The organism is Pantoea sp. PSNIH1 (assembly GCF_007680655.1).
GTDB lineage: Bacteria > Pseudomonadota > Gammaproteobacteria > Enterobacterales > Enterobacteriaceae > Pantoea > Pantoea eucrina.
Map to the genome: position 1 here is coordinate 1,458,793 of NZ_VEIP01000001.1, position 22,032 is coordinate 1,480,824.

A 22,032-nucleotide genomic window follows, 5' to 3' on the forward strand; every position below is an offset into this window, starting at 1 on the left:
GTCGCTGAATTATTTTTATTCGTGATCGCTCCCTGGTAGCTCTTTTAAATCTCGCCGCGTTGCGGCTCCTGTGCTCACTATGGAGGGAAAAAGATGGACGAATACTCACCGAAACGGCATGATATTGCCCAGCTTAAATTCTTATGTGAAAACCTGTATGACGAGAGTATGGCTACCCTGAGTGAAAATCATCGCGACTGGGTTAACGACCCTGCCTCCTCTGCTAATTTACAGCTCAACGATTTTATTGAGCATATCGCCTCTTTCACAATGAATTACAAAATTAAGCATACCGAAGACGAGTCGCTGATTTCTCAAATCGATGAATATCTTGATGATACCTTTATGCTTTTTAGCAGTTACAGTATCAATGCAAAGGATCTTCAGCGCTGGCAGCGATCCGCTAAACGCTTATTTAATATTTTCGCCGAAGAGTGTGCTTATCTTCAGCAACCGAGCCATTCCTTTTAGCATCAGAGTGAGAAGATTTTTTTCATGAGCAATCAAACCCTGACCAAGACCGACTATTTGATGCGTCTGCGTCGTTGTCGTTCAATTGATACCCTTGAACGGGTCATCGAAAAAAATAAGTATGAATTACCGGATAGCGAACTGGCAGTATTCTATTCAGCAGCAGATCATCGCCTTGCTGAACTGACCATGAACAAGCTTTACGATAAAGTGCCAGGCTCTGTGTGGAAATATGTTCGCTGATAAAGCGTGCAGTGCTGTTGAGTGACTGAAGCGGAATAAGGCAAGGGAGTGCCGTAAAATCCTGGAGAGGCGCGGCTATTTGCTGGCCCGAAATGGGTGGAGGCCCTGCCAGCTACATCCCGGCACACGCGTCGCCTGCTGCGGCTGCTTCCTTCCGGACCTGACCGAGTTCACAAGTTAGCGTTGCGGGAGAACCAACAGGGCCTCCATTGAGTGCTCTCTTTTCGGAGAGCGGGGGCATTATCAGCGAACGCCTGTGCAATTGCAAGGGTGAGCCAGACAACCGTTGTTTTCTTGAACAGGCGTACTCTGTCAGCTACCCTGCTTCTGGTTTCCCTCTGTTTCTTACTCCCGATAATGAATGATTCTCTGAATTTTGCCGCACGCGTGTGGCACATTGTGGCCGCAATACCGCGCGGTCAGGTAACCACCTACGGTGATATCGCCTTACTCGCCGGTTCACCGCGCGCTGCGCGTCAGGTCGGCGGTGTACTGCGTCGCCTGCCGCCGGAAAGCACGCTGCCCTGGCATCGCGTTGTTAACCGTTACGGACAGATTTCCCTGCAGGGTGACGATCTGCTGCGTCAGCGCGATGCGCTGGAGGCTGAAGGCGTCGTTGTCAGTGAGGAAGGCGGGATTGATATGGCACGCTATCGCTGGGAAATTTAATCAGCAGGCCCGCAACGGGCCTGCTGATGCTGCAGATTACAGGCTGGTCGGCGCCGGTACTGAAGCCGATGGCGTTACCTGAGTAGGCGACGTCGACGGAACCGTGGTAGCGGCACCCGGCTGCGTCGGCATTGCGCGATTGGCAACCGGCACCAGCAGCAGTTCAGCTTTGGTGCCGCCCTGATTGATCACTGGCTTTACCGTGTCCGTAACAAACGCCAGTTTGCCATCCATAGTGATGGCTGCGCTCAGCAGAATGCGCGCGTCTGGCTTAATGTCTGCCGGATTAAAGGGCAGAATAAACTGGAACGGTGACTGTTTGCCTTCGGTACGCACGGCACGCTGTGCCAGCACTTTAGAAGGCGCGTCCGCCAGCGACGCATCTGCCAGCGTAACGGTCAGTACTGCATCCGGCGGCAGCGCGATGCGCTGACGGATATAAACAGAACCGCTTACGTTAGGCTGCTTGATGGCCGACTGCTGGCTGGCAACCGCCGAGCCAAGCGTAGGCGTCGGAACCGGTTTGCTGTGGTCAGCACACCCTGTAATCGCCGCCGCCAGTGTCATACCGCTAATAACCTGCCAAAGTTTCATCGATGTCGTCTCCTTATGAACACTATGATTGTCGGCGGTTAATTTTTTAGCTGGCATTTCAACCGCCGATTGCTCTTAATTCTGGCACAGAAATCCGCATTGCGCCTGGCGCGTCGCCCGTCATCAGAAATCAGCGCAAATCCGTTGCGCAAACTGGTCGGATCTTTCACACTTGCGCCATATCTGCTGATGAGGACATGATTATGAGCCAGGCGCTGACTAACCTGCTTACGCTATTAAATCTGGAAAAACTGGAAGAAGGCCTGTTCCGCGGGCAGAGTGAAGATCTCGGTCTGCGTCAGGTGTTTGGCGGTCAGGTGGTGGGCCAGGCGCTCTATGCTGCTAAACAGACGGTGCCGGAAGATCGCATTATTCATTCATTTCATAGCTATTTTCTGCGTCCCGGCGACAGCCTTAAAGCGATTATTTACGATGTTGAAACGCTGCGCGACGGTAAAAGCTTCAGCGCGCGCCGCGTCAGCGCAGTCCAGAATGGTCAGCCTATTTTCTATATGACCGCCTCATTTCAGGCGCCTGAAACCGGGTTTGAGCATCAGAACAGCATGCCCCCGGTACCGGGTCCGGATGAACTGCCCTCTGAACGCGATCTGGCGCAAAAACTCGCCGCGCATCTGCCGCTGAAGCTCAAAGAGAAGTTTCTCGCTGAGCGACCGCTGGATATCCGCCCGGTTCAGATCCACAACCCGCTTAAGGGCCACGTGGCTGAGCCGGTGCGCCAGGTCTGGGTGCGCGCCAATGGCCAGATGCCTGCCGATCGCCGCATCCATCAATATGTGCTGGGCTACGCCTCCGACCTTAACTTTTTGCCGGTGGCGCTGCAGCCGCACGGCAAAGGGTTCCTGGAAGCGGATATGCAGGTGGCCACGATCGATCACTCGATGTGGTTTCACCGCCCGTTCGATCTCTCAGAATGGCTGCTTTACAGCGTGGTGAGCACGTCTGCCTCTGGCGCGCGCGGCTTTGTACGCGGCGAGTTCTATACGCAGGAGGGTACGCTGGTGGCGACCACGGTACAGGAAGGTGTTATGCGTCAGCGCGACGCATAAAAAAAGGGGCGACCTGGTCGCCCCTTTTCTTCATTTTTAGCTTACTGGTTATATGCGTTTTCGCCGTGGCTGTTTACATCCAGACCTTCACGCTCCTGCTCTTCCGGTACGCGCAGGCCGACAATCACATCCGCCAGCTTGAAGCCGATAAAGGCCACCACGCCGGACCAGACTACGGTAACGATACAGCTGAATATCTGGACCCAGACCTGATGCCCCATAGTGACGCCTTCCGCATAGCCAACGCCACCCAGTGAGCTGGAGGCGAAGACGCCGGTCAGGATGCAGCCGAGGATGCCGCACACGCCGTGCACGCCAAACACATCGCAGGGATCATCGACGCGCAGCCATCTTTTCAGCGTCGTAACGCCCCAGATGCCCGCGAGTCCGCCCGCCAGACCGATGATCAGTGCGCCGCCAACGCCCACGTAGCCACAGGCTGGCGTAATGGCGACCAGGCCGGCGATAAAGCCGGAGCAGGCACCCAGCAGCGAAGGCTTACCGCGCAGCGCCCACTCACCAAAGACCCAGGAGAGCACCGCACCGGCGGTAGCGACAACGGTGTTCACAAACGCCAGCGCAGCAATTTCGTTCGCCGATGACGCTGAACCGGCGTTAAAGCCAAACCAGCCGACGTAGAGAATGGCCGTACCGAGAAACACCATCGGCAGGTTATGCGGTTTAAACGCCTCTTTGCCAAAACCGGCACGCTTTCCGACCAGATACGCGCCCACCAGCCCCGCGACAGCGGCGTTGATATGCACCACGGTACCGCCGGCAAAGTCCAGCGCGCCATCCTGTGCCAGATAACCGCCGCCCCACACCATATGCGCAATCGGCAGATAGGAGAGCGTCAGCCAGACGCCGACGAAAATCAGCACCGCTGAGAAGCGAATACGCTCAGCCAGCGCGCCCACGATCAATCCGACGGTAATACAGGCAAACGACGCCTGGAACGCGACGTGAATATATTGATAAAAGCTGCCCATGACGGCTTTCAGCTCGATGTTTTTCAGCATCACCCACTGGAAGTTGCCGAAAAAGGCGTTGCCTTCGCTAAAGGCTAACGAGTAGCCATACACAACCCACAATACGCAGACCAGGGCAAAGGTTACGGCAACCTGTGTGAGCATGGACAAGACATTTTTACCGCGGATCAGGCCGCCATAAAACAGCGCGATGCCGGGAATTGTCATAAAAAGTACCAGCGCGGTACAAATCATCATAAAGGCGTTGTCCGCTTTATCTGCGACCGCAGGGGCAGCAGCCAGCGTCAGAGTGGGTAACAGCGCCAGGCTGGCAAGGCCCAGTTTCATCATCATTTTTTTCATTTTTTTCATCCCATCTCAAGTCAGAACCCGGATCAGAGCGCCGCTTCGTCAGTTTCACCGGTACGGATACGGATCACCCGCTGCAGCTCAGCAACGAAGATTTTGCCGTCGCCAATTTTGCCGGTGTAGGCCGCTTTACTGATGACATCAACCACTTCATCCAGCTGGTCATCTGCAATCGCGATATCGATTTTTACTTTTGGCAGGAAGTTAACGCTGTACTCGGCCCCGCGATAGAGTTCGGCATGTCCTTTCTGACGGCCGAACCCTTTAACTTCAGATACCGTCAGCCCCTGAATGCCAATGGAGGATAGTGCCTCACGGACATCCTCCAGCTTGAATGGTTTGATTACCACGGTAACCAGCTTCATACGTCCCCTCCGGATTAAACACAACTGCGCGATGTATACGCAGTGGTTAAAGCAAAGGGTGTGCCAGAAGTGCAAAACGCGGTTTAACGCGGCGGCGGTACAGGCTCAGCGCGGGGCGGCATTGCCGGAGAGAAAGAACGGTACGGGGGTCTGCACCTCTTTGGTGCTCAGGGCGTCAAAGAGGTGCAGAAGCGAGAAAAGAACGGGTCAGCATGAACAAAAAAGGTGCAACTCAGGCGGATGCGCCGGCCGCCAGCTGCTCGCCAGCCTGCTGCAGCTGATACATCTGCCAGTAGCGCCCCTGCTGCGCCAGTAGCTCTGTATGCGTACCGCGCTCGGCAATATGGCCGCGATGTAACACCAGGATTTGTTCCGCCGCCATAATTGTCGAGAGCCGGTGCGCAATGACCACCAGCGTGCTGTGCTGGCGCAAAGTGCGCAGCGCCTGCTGAATCGCCTGCTCGGTGCCGGAATCGATGTTCGCGGTAGCTTCATCGAGGATCAGGATCTGCGGCGGCGCGACCAGCACGCGAGCCAGCGCCAGCAGCTGTTTCTGCCCGACCGAAAGCGTATTGCCCTGCTCTCCCAGTCGCGTATGGATACCGTCCGGTAGCGCGCGGGCCAGCGTAGCGAGCTGCACGCTCTCCAGCGCCTGCCACACCCGCTCTTCAGGGATCGCCCGCCCCAGCTGTACGTTAGCCAGCAGCGTATCGGCCAGCACCACCGGATCCTGCTGCACCATGGCAATGCCGGTGCGCAGCGCATCGTGCGAGAGCGAAGAGACCGGACGCCCGTCCAGCACAATCGATCCGTGCTTTACCGGATAGTAACCCATCAGCAGGTTTGCCAGCGTGCTCTTGCCGCTGCCGGTATGCCCGACCAGCGCAACGAAGCCCCGTGACGGCACGGTAAAGGAGATATTGCTCAGCACGTCGCGATCGTCGCGATAGGCGAAACTGACGTCGTGCAGCGCAATTTCTCCGGAACGCAGCGGAGCACTTTCGCTGCCATACCCCTGCTGATGCGCATCAACCAGTTCAAAGATGCGCTCACCCGATACCACCGCCTGCTGCAGCATCGACTGCTGCGTCGTCAGTTCGATCAGCGGCTCATTCAGCCGGCCCAGGTAGGTGATAAAGGCATAAAGCACGCCGACTTCAAATGCGCCGGGTGAAGCAAAACTGAATAGCAGTAACAGGCCGCACAAAATCAGTGCAGAAAAGAGGCTAAGCAGCGGACGCAGCAGAAATCCGTCCAGCCGCAGCGTCTGCATGCGCGCCATATAATGGGCGCGACTCGCTTCGCTCATGCGTGCCCCAAAACGCGCCTGCTGCCGGAACTGCTGGATCACGCTCATGCCGTTGATCACTTCGTTAAAGCCGTTGTTGATATCCGCCAGATAGCTGCGAACCCGGCGGGCAATCGGGGTACTGTAACGCTGATAAATCAGCATCACGGTCAGCACCAGCGGGAAAATAACCAGCGCCACCAGCGCCATACGCCAGTCGAGCGAAAACATGGCGACCAGCATCGCGCCAATCAGCGCGGCGCTGCGCAGCACGGTGGCGACTACGGTGACATAGAGATCTTTAATAACCTCGGTGTCATTGGTGACGCGCGAAATAATCTGCCCCACCGGCTGGGTGTCGAACGCGCTCAGCGGCTGGCGCAGCGCCGCGTTCATGACATCAACGCGCAGCTGCTGCACCACTCCGATTGCCGCACGGTTAAACAGCAGCGCCTGAAAATAGTGCAGCGCCGCCGCCATAAGCTGCAGCAGAATAAAACTCACCAGTAATCCCGCCACGATGCCCCACGGCATCTGATGTCTGGCGATCAGGCGATCGATAAAATAGCTGACCAGCACCGGGCCGGTCACCTCGGCCGCCGCCGCCAGCCAGAGCATACCGGTTGCCAGCCACAGCGAGCGGCGCCAGGGTTTTCCGTATGCCAGCAGCCGTTTCAGCGTCGGCCACAGCCGCTGCGACTTAGCCATGCTGCGCTCCTGTTGCGGTTTCATCTTTGTTTTCACTCTCATCATCCAGCGCCGCTTCCAGCTGCTGATAGCGGTACATATCGCGGTACCAGCCCGGCTGCGCCGCCAGCTGGTCATGATCGCCTCGCTGCGCAACGCGCCCCTGCTGCAGCACCAGAATTTCACTCGCTTCCGTTAACGCCGAGAGACGGTGCGCGCTGATAATCAGCGTACGGTTCTCTCCCCAGATGCGCAGGTTATGCAGGATGTCATGTTCAGTACGTCCATCTACCGCAGAGAGCGCATCGTCCAGAATCAGGATCTCCGCCTCCAGCAGCAGCGCACGGGCAATCGCGATACGCTGCTTCTGTCCGCCCGAAAGCATGACCCCACGCTCTCCGACCTCTGTCTCATAGCCCTGCGGCAGGCGCAGAATATCCTCATGCACGCAGGCCATTCTTGCCGCCTGCTCAATCTGCTGCTGCGTGGCGTCGGGACGACCCAGCGCCAGATTGTTTGCCACGCTGTCAGAAAACAGAAACGGCGTCTGGCTCACTACCGCCAGGCGGCTGCGCCAGCTGTCCAGCTGCAGCTGCGCCAGCGGCAACTCGCCGTAGCGGATCTCTCCCCGATCGATATCGAAGTGGCGCTGGATGAGACTGAGCAGCGTACTTTTACCGCAGCCGGTCGGGCCACATAATCCCAGCATCTGCCCTGGCTGCAGCTGCGCGTGAATATCCTGCAGTACGGCATTTTCTGTCCCCGGGTAGTGAAAGGCGTCAATGGCGAGCTGCAGCACAGCCGGCTCAGGCGGTAACGTCAGGGTGCCGTCAGCCACTGCCGGCGCTTCAGCCAGCAGCGCGCGAATACGGCTCCAGGCCGCACTGCCGCGCTCCACGATGTTGATCATCCACGCCAGCGCCAGCATCGGCCAGATCATCAGCCCCAGATACATCACAAAGCTGGTGAGCTGGCCCAGCGTCAGGATACCGTGCCATACCATCCAGCCGCCGCCTGCGATCGCCAGCAGGTTGGAGAAGCCAACGGCGACGTAAATAATGGGATCAAATCGCGCATCCACCCGCGCAACATGCAGATTTTTACGTCCGGTATCGCTGGCGATGTCAGCAAACTGCTGCGACTGGTGATCTTCCAGTCCAAATGCTTTGATCATACGGATGCTGGTCAGGCTCTCCTGCGTCTGATCGTTAAGGCTGGAGAACGCCGCCTGCGCAACTTTAAAACGCTGATGCAGCCGGGAACCATCCCGCTGGATCGCCAGCGCCATAAAGGGCATCGGGATCAGCGCCAGCAGCGTCAGCTGCCAGCTTATCTGCGTACTCATGACCGCCAGCACTACCAGCCCCATGACCAGGGAGTCCACCAGCGTCAGCACTCCCTCTCCCGCTGCAAACACAACGCGGTCGACATCATTCGTTGCGCGCGCGATGAGATCGCCGGTGCGATGGCGCAGATAGAACGCAGGATGCTGCCGGCTTAGCTGACGATAAAAGTCCTCGCGCAGCTCTACCGCCAGCTGATACGAGGCGCCAAACAGCAGCACGCGCCAGACATAGCGCAGCAGATAAACGATAACGGCGGTCAGCAACATAACGCCGATCCACATCATAATCTGCCCGGCAGAGAGCCGCTGCTGCGTGACGCCATCGACAATTACGCCGACCAGATGCGGCGGGATAAGCTGCAGTAAAGCGATGATAATAAGCAGGCAGACAGCACCGGCATAGCGGCGCCACTCACGCAGGAAATACCAACTAAGCTGGCTGAATAATCGCACAATCTCTCTCTTTATTTACGCTTCAGGGCACAACGGGCAGCGCGGTTGAGTATTTAATCTCTTCCATCGCAAAGCTGGAGGTGACATCTATCAGGCCCGGCACGCCATTCACCAGCCGCTTATAAAACGCGTCGTAGCTCTTCATATCCGCAACCTGTATTCGCAGCAGATAGTCATACTCACCGGCCATACGGTAGAACGCCATGACTTCCGGCATTGGCTCAACCACGGCGACAAACTGCCTGAACCATTCGCTGCTGTGCTGCTGCGTTTTGATCAGCATAAACGCGGTCAGTGACAGACCGAGTTTTTCACCATCCAGCAGCGCTACGCGCGCCCGGATGATACCGTCATCTTCAAGTTTTTTCAGGCGCTTCCAGCAGGGCGTGGTGGTCAGATTGACCGCCTCTGCCAGCGCCTGCAGCGATAGCGTGCAATCCTTCTGCAAAAGGGCGAGCAGCTTACGGTCAATTTTATCTATCATCACGCCTCACCGGAGAATATTTTTCTCTGAACCGCCGATTATACCCTGGTTTTAGCAACCTCTTTTTCCTGCCCGTGCCGTACACTGGCGGCAATGAAAACCGGAGAGAATCGCCATGCAAACCCCCTGGATCCGCCACGCCATTAATGAGATCAACGCTGATATCCAGCGCTCGGCTGACACACACCTGATCCGCTTTACGCTGGACGATTTCCCGGGCATCTTTTTCTATCTCAAAGATGAGAGCACGCACCCCAGCGGCAGCCTGAAACATCGCCTTGCGCGTTCGCTGTTTCTGTATGGACTGGCTAATGGCTGGATCGGTGAAAAAACCCCGATTATTGAAGCGTCATCCGGCAGTACTGCCGTATCGGAAGCCTACTTTGCCCGGATGCTCGGCCTGCCGTTTATCGCGGTTATGCCGGTCAGTACCGCAAAGCGCAAAATTGAGATGATCCGTTTTTATGGCGGAGAGTGCCATTTTGTGGCTGATCCGTGCCAGCTCTACGCGGAGTCTGAGCGGCTGGCGCGTGAACTCAACGGCCACTTTATGGATCAGTTTACCTATGCCGAGCGCGCGACGGACTGGCGCGGCAATAATAATATTGCTGAAAGTATTTTCCGGCAGATGGCGCATGAGCCGTTTCCGGTGCCGCATACGCTGATCATGAGCGCCGGCACCGGCGGCACTTCCGCCACGCTGGGCCGCTATATTCGCTATCAGGGCTACTCCACCCGCCTGCTGGTTACTGACCCGCAGCATTCGGTATTTTTTGACTACTGGCACAGCCGGGACAGCAGTTTGCGCAATGCACGCGGCAGCCTGATTGAAGGAATCGGCCGCCCGCGCGTCGAACCCTCTTTTCTGCCCGACGTGATTGATGAGATGATCAAAGTCCCCGATGGCGCCACGCTGGCGGCTATGCTGCGGCTGGAACAGATCCTCGGGCGGCGCCCCGGCGCTTCAACCGGCACCAACTTCTGGGGCATGATGCAGGTGGCGAAACGCATGCGCGCCAGCGGTGAACGGGGCGCGCTGGTTACGCTGCTCTGCGACAGCGGCGAACGCTATCCTGACACCTATTACAACCCGGCGTGGGTTGCGGCGCAGATTGGCGATATTCAGCCCTGGCTGCAGGCGCTGCAATAAAAAAACCGGACATCCGGTCCGGCTCACGGCAAGACTCAGCCCCTGGGGGAGTAATCAAGGTGGGGCGTGGTCAGCCAGTGATTTAAATAGTGAGACACCGCCTGTGTCTCGCAATGTCCGATAACCGGCAAATGCGGCAGCGCGGCTTTAAGCTGATGCATCGCGTTGCCCATAACAAAGCCTTTACCTACCTGCTCCAGCATCTCGCGATCGTTCATCGCATCGCCAAAGGCCATACACTCCGCCAGCGGCAGATCGAGATGTTCGCACAGTCGCGCCAGCGCCGCGCCTTTATGGCAACCTGTCGGCAGAACCTCAAGACAGTCCCAGGCGGAAAAACAGATAGTGGCACGCGCGCCCAGCGCCTGCTGCAGCTCTTCCTGCAGCGCCAGCAGCATCTCGTGGGGTGCGATAAAACAGATTTTGGTGATGTTATTTCCTGACATCTGCTGCAGATCGCACAGCTGATAGCTAAATCCGCTCAGCGAGTGCGCCTCCAGCGCGCCAGGCAGTGGCTTATCAGTAAACCAGCCCTCGTCGGTAAACAGGTGAATGGAGGCTAGCGTTTCCCAGCGGGTTCGCATGACCTGCTCTGCGACGTCCGCCGTCAGATCGCAGCCATACAACTGGTTGCCCTGCGGGTCGTGAATACGCGTGCCGTTACCGGTTATCAGCCAGGCAGGCAGCGTGATCTGTGTACGGATCACCTGCATATCCAGCAGATGGCGGCCGGTGGCAAAAGCCAGAATCACATTGCGCTGCTGCAGCGCATGCAGGGTTTCCAGCGTCTCTTTACCTAACTGATGCGTGGGCAGCAGCAGCGTGCCGTCCATATCAAATGCTGCAAGACGAGCCATGCCTGTTCTCCTGTCGGGGGATGCTTTTACTATCGCCTGGTAATTACGGAACGAATAGTGAATACTTTTTGAAAACTGTTCCGGGTTTAACTATGCGTGAACTTCATCGTGTCAGCCAGTTTCAGCGGCTGTGGCACGCCAGCCAGGGAGAGACGCAGCGACTAAGCGTTGCCATGCTGGCTCAGCGCTGTTTCTGCAGCGAACGTCATGCGCGTACTCTGCTGAAAAAATGGCAGCAGGCGGGCTGGATCCGCTGGAGCAGCCAGCCGGGGCGCGGTAAGCAGGGTGAACTGCAGTTTCTGATCGCACCGGAGACGCTGCGCCAGCAGCTGCTTAACCGCCAGCTGCTGGCGGGCGAACCGATCCAGATGCTGCAGACGCTTGATCTGCCGCCGGAACGCCTGCTGCAGCTGCTGCAGCCACTGATGGGCGGGCACTGGCAGGATCGCATGCCGGTGCTGCGCATTCCTTATTATCGTACCCTGGCGTTCCCGGCCCCCCTGCAGCCTCTCGGCCGCGCTGAGCAGCATCTGGCCCGGCAGATATTCTCCGGCCTGACGCGCGTAGAAAACAACCGCGTCAGCGGCGATCTGGCGCACCACTGGCAGCATGACAGCAGCGGACTGAACTGGAGCTTCTGGCTGCGTCCGCAGCTCAGCTGGCATAACGGCGAGCCGCTGTATGCCGCGCAGCTGGCAGCGGTCCTGCAGCAGATTATCCGCAGCCCCGACGGCCGCGCGCTGCTTGCCAGCGTGGCGCAGATTGACGCGCCGCATCCGCTCACGCTGCGTATCCGGCTGCATCGGCCCGACTACTGGCTGCCGCAGCGGCTGGCCCATCAATTCTGTCTGCTGCCGCACCCCGACAGCCCGCAAACCGGCAGCGGCCCCTGGCAGCTGGTGCAGTTTACCCCGACGCTGCTGCGGCTGGAGAGCTATGCGCGCTGGCATCTGCAGCGCGCGCTGATCCAGCGTATTGAATACTGGATCACGCCTGCCCTGTTTATGCCGGAACAGGGCAACAGCTGCCGGCATCCGGTCCAGATTGCGATTGGCAATGCTGACGAACTGCAGCAGCTGCGGCCGGTAGACCGCAGTATCAGCCGCGGCTTCTGCTATCTGGCCACCCGCCCCTCGCTGCGTTTCAGTACGGCTCAGGCCCGGACGCTGATTACGCTGATCCAGCGCAGCGATGTAATCCGCCAGCTGCCGCTGGCAGAAGGATTGATTACGCCGAGTCACTCGCTGCTGCCCGGCTGGCCGGTTCCGCAGACCGGGGCGGACCCCGTTGCCCTGCCCGCCCGACTGACCCTGCATTACCATCTGCCGGTTGAACTGCACGTGATGGCGGAGGCGCTGGTCACGCTGCTGGCTTCACACGGCTGTGAGCTGAGCTGCGTCTTTCATGAGGTAAAAAGCTGGGGCCACGCGCAGGATCTCACCGCAGCGGATATTATTATGGGCGACCGGCTGATCGGTGACGCGCCGCAGTTTACCCTGCTGAACTGGCTGGAGCAGGACAGATTGTGGCAGCCGCTGCGCGACAGCTTTCGTCAGTCGCTTCAGCAGATCGCCCGTGAGCCAGACGACAGCGTACGCTCGTCCGCCGTTCAGCAACTTTTCCATACGCTGATGAGCGAAGGTTATCTGCTGCCGCTGTTCAACTACCGTTATCAGGTACTGGCGCCAGCGGGCGTTGAAGGTGTGCGGCTGACTTCACTGGGCTGGTTTGACTTTACCCGGGCGTGGATCCCGCCGCCAGCCGTCAGCCCTGTTCACTCCGGCGCTGACGCAGTACCATAAGAGACCACACCAGGAGAGATAAGTTAATGAAACGCGCCGTTGTCGTTTTTAGTGGTGGACAAGACTCCACCACCTGCCTGATTCAGGCTCTGCAGCACTATGATGAAGTTCACTGCGTCACCTTCGATTATGGCCAGCGCCACCGCGAAGAGATCGAAGTGGCGGCGGAGCTGGCACATAAACTGGGCGCGCGCGCGCATAAAGTACTGGATGTCACCCTGCTTAACGAACTGGCGATAAGCAGCCTGACGCGCGATAACATTCCGGTACCGGCCTATGAGGCTGATGCCAGCGGATTACCCAGCACCTTTGTCCCGGGCCGTAATATTCTGTTTCTGACGCTCGCTTCTGTCTACGCGTATCAGGTAGAAGCTGAAGCTGTTATTACCGGCGTCTGCGAGACCGACTTCTCCGGCTATCCCGACTGCCGCGATGAGTTTGTTAAAGCGTTAAATCACGCGGTCAGCCTTGGCATGGCTCGCGAGATACGTTTTGAGACGCCGCTGATGTGGCTGAATAAAGCAGAGACCTGGGCGCTTGCTGATTACTGGCAGCAGCTGCCGCTGGTGCGGACAGAGACGCTGACCTGCTATAACGGCATTAAAGGAGATGGCTGCGGAACCTGCGCCGCCTGTCATTTACGTGCCCGCGGGCTGGCGGAGTATCAGGACAATGCCGCCGCGATAATGACGGCAATGAAGCAAAAAAGCGGCCTGCGCTGAGTCAGCATGCCGCTGGCGTGGCGTCAGCGGTGACGCCACGGTTTAACGTCCGGCCATGAGAGTGGCCAGGCGTTCGCGCAGTTCTCCCTCCAGCGGCACCGCTTTTTGCGTCCGTAAATCGATACAGACAAACGTCAGCAGAGCGTCAGCCACCAGAGTGCGATCTTCTGCAAGCAGCACACGCTGTGCGATGATCCCGCTGCGACCGCTGAGCTGTGACACGTCACTTTCAATGACCAGACGGTCGCCCAGAACCGCAGGCCGGCGATAGTTGATGTTGATGTTTACCACCACGAACGCCAGTTTTTGCGCCATCAGCCAGTTAAAGGCGTCCGCTTCTTCCAGCCACTGCCAGCGCGCCTCCTCCAGAAATTCGAGATAGCGCGCGTTATTAACGTGCTGATAGACATCCAGATGATAGCCGCGCACTTTGATTGTGGTTTGCATCAACGCTCCTGAACAGGCTGAAATTACTAACTGGTTGGACCTGTTGAGCATAGCACAGCCTGTTGCCGGTCTTCACAGATTCTTCAGCGTCGCGAAGTGCTTCACAGTTTGAGCCGATCGCTGTTGCGTTCGACCAGCGCGCTGCCGATACCCGGCACCTCTTTGAGCTGATCCAGCGCGGTGAAGCGCCCATACTCTTCGCGATAGCTGACGATCGCCTGCGCTTTTTTCAATCCGATGCCATTCATGGCGCTCGCCAGCTGCTCCGCGGTAGCGTCGTTGATGCTGACCGCTCCGGCCGTCAGCGATGCGGGCGGCTTCGCCTGTGCTTCCGCGGGCTCTCCCGCCGCATGCGCAAGAGTGCTGCTGCAGAGTGCGCCGCCCAGCGCCAGTGTCAGACAAAATGCGTGAAAAGTAGATTTGTTCATGCTGTTTTTCTCCTTGTGTTTGACAGCATCAGCAGCGTGTCACAGCAGAGGATGTCCGGCAAAAGGCGAAGCGCAGAGATGGAAAAGGCCGCAGAAGCGGCCTTTGATTGTTGCAGAAAATTACCTTTTTTTGTGAGGCTTACTGGGCTTGTGCCGCTGCCCCATATTTGATCTTCGCCTCTTTGCGCAGGTTTTCAAGCAGCGCTTCAAATGCGATCTGCGCATTGTTCTGCGTCACGCCTTTGATCATCTCATCGACCTGGTTCTGCGGCAGGCTGCCGGCAGAGACTTTATCCAGCGCGACCAGTACGACGTTGCCCTGCATATCTTCGCTTACGCCCCAGGAAGGTTTATTCGCTGCCGGCTGCGGCAGTGAAAATGCGGTCTGGGCGACCGGATCCTGTGCGTTACGATCAACCACTTTGCTGCTGCTCAGCGTCAGTCCTGCCGCGCTCAGCGCCTCACTCTTGCCCGCTTTCAGATCGGCCAGCAGTTTATCTGCCTGCGCTTTAGCCTGCTGCGTCGCCTTATCGTGTTTGATGCGGTCGGTAACCTGTGCCTTCACCTGGTCAAGCGGTTTTACCGCTTCCGGTTTATGTTCGCTGATGCGCAGTACAAATGCGCGATCGCCATCCACGCTGATAATATCAGAGTTGCTACCCGGCGCGCCGTTCTGCCCGATTAAGCCGCCGCTGAAGACCGCCTGTTTAACCGCGTCAAAGTCGAGGTCGGCAGGCATATCATCACGGGTAAACCAGCCTGTTTCACTGACTTTAAGACCCGATGCCTGGGCTGCACCCGCCAGCGATTCATTGTCATTGCTGGCGGCTTCACTGACTTTCTGCTGCAGCTTATAGAAGGCGTCAAGCGCTTTCTCCTGCTTAACTTTATCTGCAATAACGTCATGCACCTGCGCCAGCGGCTTCACCTGCTCCGGCTGGATATCATCCAGACGTACCACCAGGAAACCGACTGAGGACTTGATCACGTCTGAAAGCTGGCCTTTCTGCGTCAGGCCGGCGTTTTTCAGCTCGTCCGGCGTGGTTGCAGGCTCCAGCCAGCCCATATCACCGCCTTTACGCGCGGAGATAGGATCGGCAGATTTGCTTTTCGCCAGGCTGGCAAAGTCCCCGCCCTGCTTCAGCGCATCCAGTACCGATCGGGCTTCCGCCTCAGTTTTGGTCTGTATGATGCTGTAACGGCTGCGCTGGGGCTGTGAATAGTCCGCTTTGTGTTGATCGTACCAGCTCTGAATGTCCGCTTCGCTGACCGGCTGCTGCATCGCTGCTGCATCCATTTTGATGTAGCTGACGCGGAACTGCTCCGGGGCCATAAAGCTGTTCTGATGCTGCTGATAATACTGCGCGATCTCATCGTCATTAACCGTCTGCTTCGCTGCCAGCGCATCCACGTTAATCACCGCCTGACGAATTTCCCGCTGCTGCGAGACTAAATCGGTCAGCTTTGTGGTTTCATCTTTCAGCATAAAATCAGTGTTAGCGATGGCGTTGATCAGCTGCTGATTAAGCAACTGCTTGCGCAGCGCTTCTGCATATTGATCGGCTGAGAAGCCCATGCTGGTGATCAGACCGTTATATTTGGCATTATCAAATTTGCCGTTGGTCTGAAACGCTTTCTGGTTGAAAATGGCCTGCTTTACCTGCTCATCACTGATGCCGAGATGCAGCTCGCTGATGTACTGATCCAGCAGCGCCTGATCCACCAGCTGTGACAGCGCCTGCTGGCGCATCTGCTGGATATACCCATCATTGCTCGCCAGCTGCGAGAACTGATCGCCCAGCATCTGCTGCTGACGATTGCGCTCGCTGTTAAACGCCTGCTCCAGCTCAGCCCGGCTGATTTCGTGGCCGTTAACTTTCGCAGCGTAATCGCCATTGCCACCTATCAGGTAGTTACCCACCCCGGTAAGCACAAAGGACAGGATAATCAATCCCAGAATAACCTTGAGCACGACATGATTCGACGCCGCGCGTAAATTGTCCATCATGGTATGACAACACTCCGCTGTAGTGTGAATGTAAAGCTCAGACACGATGCCATCATCGTGCAGCTGCAGTTCAGGCTGGCAGCTGGCAACCATGCGGAGACTGAAGCCACTGGCTTAAGCTGCGCATCAAATAAAAAAGGGCACATCAGTAATGATGTGCCCGTATGTTACATGAGAACGGCTTTTTCGTCCTCAATCCAGAGAAGAAAATGCTTCACTGGTTAATCCTGACTGGCTTAATTAACGGCGTCTTTCAGCGCCTTACCGGCGCGGAATCCCGGTACTTTGCCAGCCGGGATGGTGATCTCTTTACCGGTCTGCGGATTACGGCCGGCACGCTCAGCGCGCTCGCGCACAGAGAAAGTACCGAAACCCACCAGGGCTACTTCGTCGCCCTCTTTCAGTGCGCCAGAAACAGATTCGGTAAAGGCCTCCAGTACACGTCCGGCTGCTGCTTTTGAAATGTCCGCTTCTGCAGCGATTTTGTCGATCAACTGTGACTTATTCACTCTCTTCATCCCCTCTTTTATTATTCACTTTGCCCCGTCTCTTTACGCCGGAGCAAACGCGCAGCCAGTTATAACAAGCCTGTGGTGCTGAAACAACGGTATTCATCTTAATCGCCGATCCAGCAGCCCTCTAACTTAACAGGCAAAAAAAAGCTGGCAAGCCTGATTTGGCCTGCCAGCTTCGTTTTTTAGCCGCGTTTGCTGCTCAGCGCTATTTTGCCGTCACAACCTGCATACCGGATGGCGCATTTTCCAGGGCCAGATTCAGCACCTCTTCAATGCGTTTAACCGGGTGAATACTGAGATCGGCAATCACGTTTGCCGGGATCTCTTCCAGATCGCGCTTGTTTTCATCCGGGATCAGTACAGTTTTAATCCCGCCACGGTGTGCTGCCAGCAGTTTCTCTTTCAGACCACCGATAGGCAGTACCTGACCGCGCAGCGTGATCTCACCGGTCATCGCCACATCGGAACGGACCGGGTTACCGGTCAGACAGGAGACCAGCGCCGTACACATCGCAATACCGGCACTCGGACCATCCTTCGGCGTAGCCCCTTCCGGCACGTGCACGTGGATATCGCGCTTCTCGTAGAAGTCGCCGTTAATACCCAGTTTTTCTGCCCGAGCGCGAACCACGGTTAATGCAGCCTGAATCGACTCCTGCATAACCTCGCCGAGAGAACCGGTATAGGTCAGCTTGCCTTTACCTGGCACACATGCGGTTTCGATGGTCAGCAGATCGCCGCCCACTTCTGTCCACGCCAGGCCGGTCACCTGTCCTACGCGGTTTTCGCTGTCAGCGCGACCGTAATCAAAACGCTGTACGCCAAGGAAATCTTTCAGGTTGTCGCCATTAATTGTGATGCTCTTCTGAGTTTTATCCATCAGCAGCGCTTTGACCGCTTTACGGCATAACTTAGAGAGCTCACGTTCCAGGCTACGCACGCCTGCTTCACGCGTGTAATAGCGGATGATGCCGATGATTGCGCTATCGTCAACGCTGATCTCTTTCTCTTTCAGCGCATTGCGCTCAATCTGTTTTGGCAGCAGATGCTGCTTCGCAATATTGAGTTTTTCATCTTCGGTATAGCCCGACAGGCGGATCACTTCCATACGATCCAGCAGCGGTGCCGGAATATTCATGGAGTTGGAGGTCGCGACAAACATCACGTCAGACAGATCGTAGTCGACTTCCAGGTAGTGATCGTTAAACGCGATGTTCTGTTCCGGATCCAGCACTTCCAGCAGTGCCGAAGCGGGATCGCCGCGCATATCAGACGACATTTTATCAATCTCATCCAGCAGAAACAGCGGGTTTTTCACACCCACTTTCGCCATTTTCTGGATCAGTTTGCCCGGCATTGAACCGATATAGGTGCGACGATGTCCGCGAATTTCAGCTTCATCGCGCACGCCGCCCAGCGCCATACGCACATATTTACGTCCGGTCGCTTTCGCAATCGACTGTCCCAGAGAGGTTTTACCCACACCCGGCGGGCCAACCAGACAGAGGATTGGGCCTTTGATTTTGCTGACGCGACTCTGCACCGCAAGATACTCAAGGATGCGATCTTTGACGCGCTCAAGACCAAAGTGATCGGTATCAAGCGTCTCCTGCGCTTTGCGCAGATCTTTCTTCACCTTACTGCGCGCGTTCCATGGAACCTGCACCATCCAGTCGATATAGCCGCGCACCACCGTCGCTTCTGCCGACATCGGCGACATCATCTTCAGCTTCTGCAGCTCAGCTTCCGCTTTTTCACGCGCTTCAGATGGCATTTTAGCCGCGTCGATTTTACGCTTCAGCGCTTCATACTCGTCTGGCGCATCATCCATCTCGCCCAGCTCTTTCTGAATCGCCTTCATCTGTTCATTCAGATAATATTCGCGCTGGCTTTTTTCCATCTGCTTTTTGACGCGATTGCGAATACGTTTTTCAACCTGCAGCAGGTCGATTTCCGATTCCATCATCGCCATCAGATATTCCAGACGCTCGTTAACGTCGGACATCTCCAGCACGGACTGTTTATCCGCCAGCTTAAGAGGCATATGCGCCGCCACGGTATCGGCCAGGCGCGCCGCATCATCAATGCTGTTCAGCGACGTCAGCACTTCAGGCGGGATCTTTTTGTTCAGCTTGATATAGCCTTCAAACTGATTAATCGCGGTGCGCACCAGCACTTCCTGCTCGCGCTCTTCAATTTCTGGCGAAGTCAGATATTCAGCCTGAGCAACAAAGTGATCGCCATTGTCAGATAGCGTGGTAATGCGGGCACGCTGCAGGCCCTCCACCAGCACCTTAACTGTGCCATCAGGCAGCTTCAGCATCTGCAGTACGGACGCCACTGTCCCTACGGCAAAGAGATCGTTAATTCCAGGTTCATCCGTTGAAGCCTCTTTCTGGGCAACCAGCATGATCTTCTTGTCATGATCCATTGCTGCTTCCAGGCAACGAATCGATTTTTCCCGACCAACAAACAACGGAATTACCATGTGCGGATAAACCACCACGTCGCGCAGCGGCAACACAGGGATTTCAATGCGTTCAGAACGCTCAGGATTCATAGAGCTCTCTCTTAGTTTAATGTCCGCCAGGTGATGGGTACCGCGTAATACAGGCTGTATGCAGTTAAACCCACAGGATTATGAGTATATGGGGATGCTTGTCCGACATTCAATGTCACAGCGGTGAGAAAAGTAAAAGGGGAATAAAATTCCCCTTTTTTAAGATAACAACGTGATTTGGCTGCTTATTTATTCGCCAGAAGCTTGTGCTTCATGCTTTCCATAAATCAGCATCGGATCGGACTCGCCATCAATCACCGAATCATCGATAACCACTTTCTCGACATCTTCCATTGAAGGCAGGTCATACATGGTTTCCAGCAGCGCCGCCTCAACGATAGAACGCAGACCGCGCGCACCGGTTTTACGCGACATCGCCTTTTTAGCGATAGCCGTCAGCGCTTCGTCGCGGAACTCCAGCTCAACGCCTTCCAGGTTAAACAGCGCCTGATACTGCTTGGTGAGCGCATTTTTCGGCTCGCGCAGGATCTGAATCAGGGCTTCTTCGCTCAGCTCGTTCAGCGTAGCAACCACTGGCAGACGACCGATAAATTCCGGAATCAGACCAAATTTGATCAAATCTTCCGGTTCTACCTGTGACAGCAGTTCGCCTTCGCTGGCTTTTTGCGATTTGCCTTTTACTGTCGCGCCAAAGCCGATACCCGATCCGGTTTCTACACGCTGCGAAATCACCTTATCAAGGCCGGCAAATGCGCCGCCGCAGATAAACAGGATTTTCGATGTATCAACCTGCAGGAACTCCTGCTGCGGATGTTTGCGGCCACCCTGAGGCGGGACAGCGGCAACGGTGCCTTCGATCAGCTTCAGCAGGGCCTGCTGTACGCCTTCGCCTGACACATCACGCGTAATAGAAGGGTTATCAGACTTACGGGAGATTTTATCGATCTCATCGATGTAGACGATACCGCGCTGCGCCTTCTGCACATCATAGTCGCACTTCTGCAGCAGCTTCTGGATGATGTTTTCTACATCTTCGCCCACGTAGCCCGCTTCGGTCAGCGTAGTGGCGTCCGCCATGGTAAAAGGCACATCCAGCAGGCGCGCCAGCGTCTCTGCCAGCAGTGTCTTACCGCTACCGGTTGGGCCGATCAGCAGGATGTTACTTTTGCCCAGCTCAATACCGTTGCTGGTATCGCCATTGCGCAGACGTTTGTAGTGGTTGTAAACGGCAACCGCCAGCACTTTTTTCGCCTTTTCCTGACCAATAACATAGTCATCGAGATGGTGACGAATTTCATGTGGCGTTGGCAGAGCGCTACGCTCGCGATGGGGCGCAACCTCTTTGATCTCTTCACGAATGATGTCATTACATAAATCGACACATTCGTCGCAAATATAGACTGACGGCCCGGCAATCAGCTTACGGACTTCATGCTGGCTTTTGCCGCAGAAAGAGCAGTACAGCAACTTACCTGAACCGTCTTTGCGCTTATCTGTCATCAGCTAACCTCTTTTCGTTCTCAGACCTACTCTGGTGTACGGCACTGGCCGTACAACAACGGCCGGTATGCATGCAACTCATCTGCCTGCCCCCCGTTAACTATAGCGTAAGGGCCAGGCAGGTGCGTCTTATTGACGGTGTGTCAGTATAGAGTCAACCAGGCCATACTCTACCGCTTCGCTGGCAGAGAGGAAACGATCGCGTTCGGTATCGCGCTCAATCTGCTCCAGCGATTTGCCGGTATGCTCAGCCATCAGCTCATTCATGCGCTGTTTTACTTTCAAAATTTCACGCGCGTGAATTTCAATATCCGTTGCCTGTCCCTGATAGCCGCCCAGCGGCTGGTGAATCATCACGCGGGAGTTAGGCAGGCAGAAACGTTTACCTTTGGTTCCTGCCGTCAGCAAAAACGCGCCCATTGAGCACGCCTGGCCCATACAGATGGTGCTGACGTCCGGCTTAATGAATTTCATGGTGTCGTAGATCGACATACCAGCCGTAATCACGCCACCCGGTGAATTGATGTAGAGATAGATATCTTTTTCCGGATTCTCTGCTTCCAGAAACAGCATCTGCGCCACAATCAGGTTCGCCATGTGATCTTCAACCTGACCGGTCAGAAAGATAACGCGCTCTTTAAGCAGGCGGGAATAGATGTCGTAAGAACGCTCGCCGCGCGAGGTTTGTTCGACCACCATTGGCACCAGCGCATTAGTTGGTGCAGTAAATTCACGATCGCCACTGTATGACATTACCGTCTCCTGATAAATTTCATTGGCAACATTCTGTACCGATTCTACGTGAGACGCGCTGCGAAAACTATGCACAGCCGCCTCGTTCCGACATTTCAGGACGGTTAATCAGCCAGCCTCACGGTTCTCTCGCATTCTTCCTCTATCTGGGGATGCTGCCCGGTTGTTTCAAGCATAACAACCTTTTCTCTATTCGCTAACCTGGAAAAAGAGCATAACGGATAATTTGCCGCTTAATTAGTCAAATAGCGGTGCAGGAAGGGGGTTTTTATCATAAAAATAAAAAAGCCCGCGACAGGAGGTCGCGGGCTGAGCACATTCCGTTA

Annotated in this window: 21 protein-coding genes and 1 other RNA gene; 7 read left to right on the top strand and 15 right to left on the bottom strand. The window is 56.1% G+C overall.

All coding sequences use genetic code 11. The features are described 5' to 3' along the window. Window positions 1-93: 93 nt before the first annotated feature. Both tomB and FS690_RS06850 read left to right on the top strand, forming a co-directional pair. Window positions 94-471 carry an Hha toxicity modulator TomB gene (tomB, locus tag FS690_RS06845; RefSeq protein ID WP_039383003.1) on the top strand — a complete coding sequence of 126 codons (378 nt, stop codon included), beginning with the start codon at window positions 94-96 and terminating at the stop codon, window positions 469-471. A gap of 24 nt (window positions 472-495) precedes the next feature. Then, window positions 496-714 (top strand): HHA domain-containing protein, encoded by a 219-nt coding sequence (locus FS690_RS06850; RefSeq protein WP_039383002.1) that lies wholly within the window; start codon window positions 496-498, stop codon window positions 712-714. Window positions 715-817: 103 nt separating this feature from the next. On the opposite strand, the gene ffs is transcribed toward FS690_RS06850, so the two are convergent. Then, an RNA gene (gene ffs, locus FS690_RS06855) (signal recognition particle sRNA small type) lies at window positions 818-914 on the bottom strand. Between the two features lie 157 nt (window positions 915-1,071). Between ffs and FS690_RS06860 the strand changes: the two genes are divergently transcribed. Next, window positions 1,072-1,383, top strand: coding sequence for an MGMT family protein (locus FS690_RS06860; RefSeq protein ID WP_039383001.1), 312 nt, complete (start codon window positions 1,072-1,074; stop codon window positions 1,381-1,383). Between the two features lie 36 nt (window positions 1,384-1,419). Here FS690_RS06860 and FS690_RS06865 read toward each other — a convergent pair whose 3' ends face one another. Then, window positions 1,420-1,977, bottom strand: coding sequence for a YbaY family lipoprotein (locus FS690_RS06865; protein WP_039383000.1), 558 nt, complete (start codon window positions 1,975-1,977; stop codon window positions 1,420-1,422). A gap of 203 nt (window positions 1,978-2,180) precedes the next feature. On the opposite strand from FS690_RS06865, the gene tesB reads away from it, so the two are divergent. Next, window positions 2,181-3,044, top strand: coding sequence for an acyl-CoA thioesterase II (gene tesB / locus FS690_RS06870; protein ID WP_145339239.1), 864 nt, complete (start codon window positions 2,181-2,183; stop codon window positions 3,042-3,044). Window positions 3,045-3,085: 41 nt separating this feature from the next. Here the strand turns inward: tesB and amtB are convergent, their stop codons facing one another. The 5 genes from amtB to FS690_RS06895 form a co-directional block, all read right to left on the bottom strand. Next, a complete protein-coding gene (gene amtB, locus FS690_RS06875; RefSeq protein ID WP_071669033.1) occupies window positions 3,086-4,375 on the bottom strand; it encodes an ammonium transporter AmtB in 1,290 nt (429 codons plus the stop codon). A gap of 32 nt (window positions 4,376-4,407) precedes the next feature. Further along, on the bottom strand, window positions 4,408-4,746 hold the full coding sequence (gene glnK / locus FS690_RS06880; protein ID WP_003850469.1) for a P-II family nitrogen regulator: 339 nt from the start codon (window positions 4,744-4,746) through the stop codon (window positions 4,408-4,410). A 232-nt stretch (window positions 4,747-4,978) separates the two neighbouring features. Continuing rightward, a complete protein-coding gene (locus FS690_RS06885) occupies window positions 4,979-6,742 on the bottom strand; it encodes a SmdB family multidrug efflux ABC transporter permease/ATP-binding protein (protein WP_145339240.1) in 1,764 nt (587 codons plus the stop codon). After that, window positions 6,735-8,519, bottom strand: coding sequence for a SmdA family multidrug ABC transporter permease/ATP-binding protein (locus tag FS690_RS06890; protein ID WP_145339242.1), 1,785 nt, complete (start codon window positions 8,517-8,519; stop codon window positions 6,735-6,737). Before FS690_RS06890 ends, FS690_RS06885 begins: the two co-directional genes overlap by 8 nt. Window positions 8,520-8,541: 22 nt before the next feature. Further along, window positions 8,542-9,003 carry an Lrp/AsnC family transcriptional regulator gene (locus FS690_RS06895; RefSeq protein ID WP_108569664.1) on the bottom strand — a complete coding sequence of 154 codons (462 nt, stop codon included), beginning with the start codon at window positions 9,001-9,003 and terminating at the stop codon, window positions 8,542-8,544. A gap of 115 nt (window positions 9,004-9,118) precedes the next feature. Between FS690_RS06895 and FS690_RS06900 the strand changes: the two genes are divergently transcribed. Further along, window positions 9,119-10,153, top strand: coding sequence for a PLP-dependent cysteine synthase family protein (locus FS690_RS06900; protein ID WP_071668937.1), 1,035 nt, complete (start codon window positions 9,119-9,121; stop codon window positions 10,151-10,153). 35 nt (window positions 10,154-10,188) lie between these two features. Here the strand turns inward: FS690_RS06900 and cof are convergent, their stop codons facing one another. Beyond that, entirely contained in the window at window positions 10,189-11,010 is an 822-nt protein-coding gene (cof, locus tag FS690_RS06905) for an HMP-PP phosphatase (RefSeq protein WP_145339244.1), read from the bottom strand. Between the two features lie 92 nt (window positions 11,011-11,102). On the opposite strand from cof, the gene FS690_RS06910 reads away from it, so the two are divergent. Further along, on the top strand, window positions 11,103-12,812 hold the full coding sequence (locus FS690_RS06910; RefSeq protein ID WP_145339246.1) for an SgrR family transcriptional regulator: 1,710 nt from the start codon (window positions 11,103-11,105) through the stop codon (window positions 12,810-12,812). Between the two features lie 26 nt (window positions 12,813-12,838). Then, window positions 12,839-13,534 carry a 7-cyano-7-deazaguanine synthase QueC gene (queC, locus tag FS690_RS06915; RefSeq protein WP_039382992.1) on the top strand — a complete coding sequence of 232 codons (696 nt, stop codon included), beginning with the start codon at window positions 12,839-12,841 and terminating at the stop codon, window positions 13,532-13,534. A 42-nt stretch (window positions 13,535-13,576) separates the two neighbouring features. Here queC and FS690_RS06920 read toward each other — a convergent pair whose 3' ends face one another. The 7 genes from FS690_RS06920 to clpP form a co-directional block, all read right to left on the bottom strand. Beyond that, entirely contained in the window at window positions 13,577-13,981 is a 405-nt protein-coding gene (locus FS690_RS06920; RefSeq protein WP_039382991.1) for a thioesterase family protein, read from the bottom strand. Window positions 13,982-14,082: 101 nt separating this feature from the next. After that, window positions 14,083-14,409: a helix-hairpin-helix domain-containing protein gene (locus tag FS690_RS06925; RefSeq protein WP_071668933.1), complete on the bottom strand. Its 327-nt coding sequence runs from the start codon at window positions 14,407-14,409 to the stop codon at window positions 14,083-14,085. A 139-nt stretch (window positions 14,410-14,548) separates the two neighbouring features. Further along, the gene (ppiD, locus tag FS690_RS06930; RefSeq protein ID WP_145339248.1) at window positions 14,549-16,417 is read right to left on the bottom strand and encodes a peptidylprolyl isomerase; all 1,869 of its coding nucleotides are present in this window, start codon (window positions 16,415-16,417) and stop codon (window positions 14,549-14,551) included. 236 nt (window positions 16,418-16,653) lie between these two features. After that, window positions 16,654-16,926 carry a nucleoid-associated protein HU-beta gene (hupB, locus tag FS690_RS06935; protein ID WP_039382989.1) on the bottom strand — a complete coding sequence of 91 codons (273 nt, stop codon included), beginning with the start codon at window positions 16,924-16,926 and terminating at the stop codon, window positions 16,654-16,656. 211 nt (window positions 16,927-17,137) lie between these two features. Continuing rightward, window positions 17,138-19,492 (bottom strand): endopeptidase La, encoded by a 2,355-nt coding sequence (lon, locus tag FS690_RS06940; RefSeq protein ID WP_104084628.1) that lies wholly within the window; start codon window positions 19,490-19,492, stop codon window positions 17,138-17,140. Between the two features lie 189 nt (window positions 19,493-19,681). Beyond that, entirely contained in the window at window positions 19,682-20,953 is a 1,272-nt protein-coding gene (clpX, locus tag FS690_RS06945; protein WP_039382987.1) for an ATP-dependent protease ATP-binding subunit ClpX, read from the bottom strand. Between the two features lie 129 nt (window positions 20,954-21,082). Next, window positions 21,083-21,706, bottom strand: coding sequence for an ATP-dependent Clp endopeptidase proteolytic subunit ClpP (clpP, locus tag FS690_RS06950; protein WP_010616837.1), 624 nt, complete (start codon window positions 21,704-21,706; stop codon window positions 21,083-21,085). Between the last annotated feature and the right edge of the window lie 326 nt (window positions 21,707-22,032).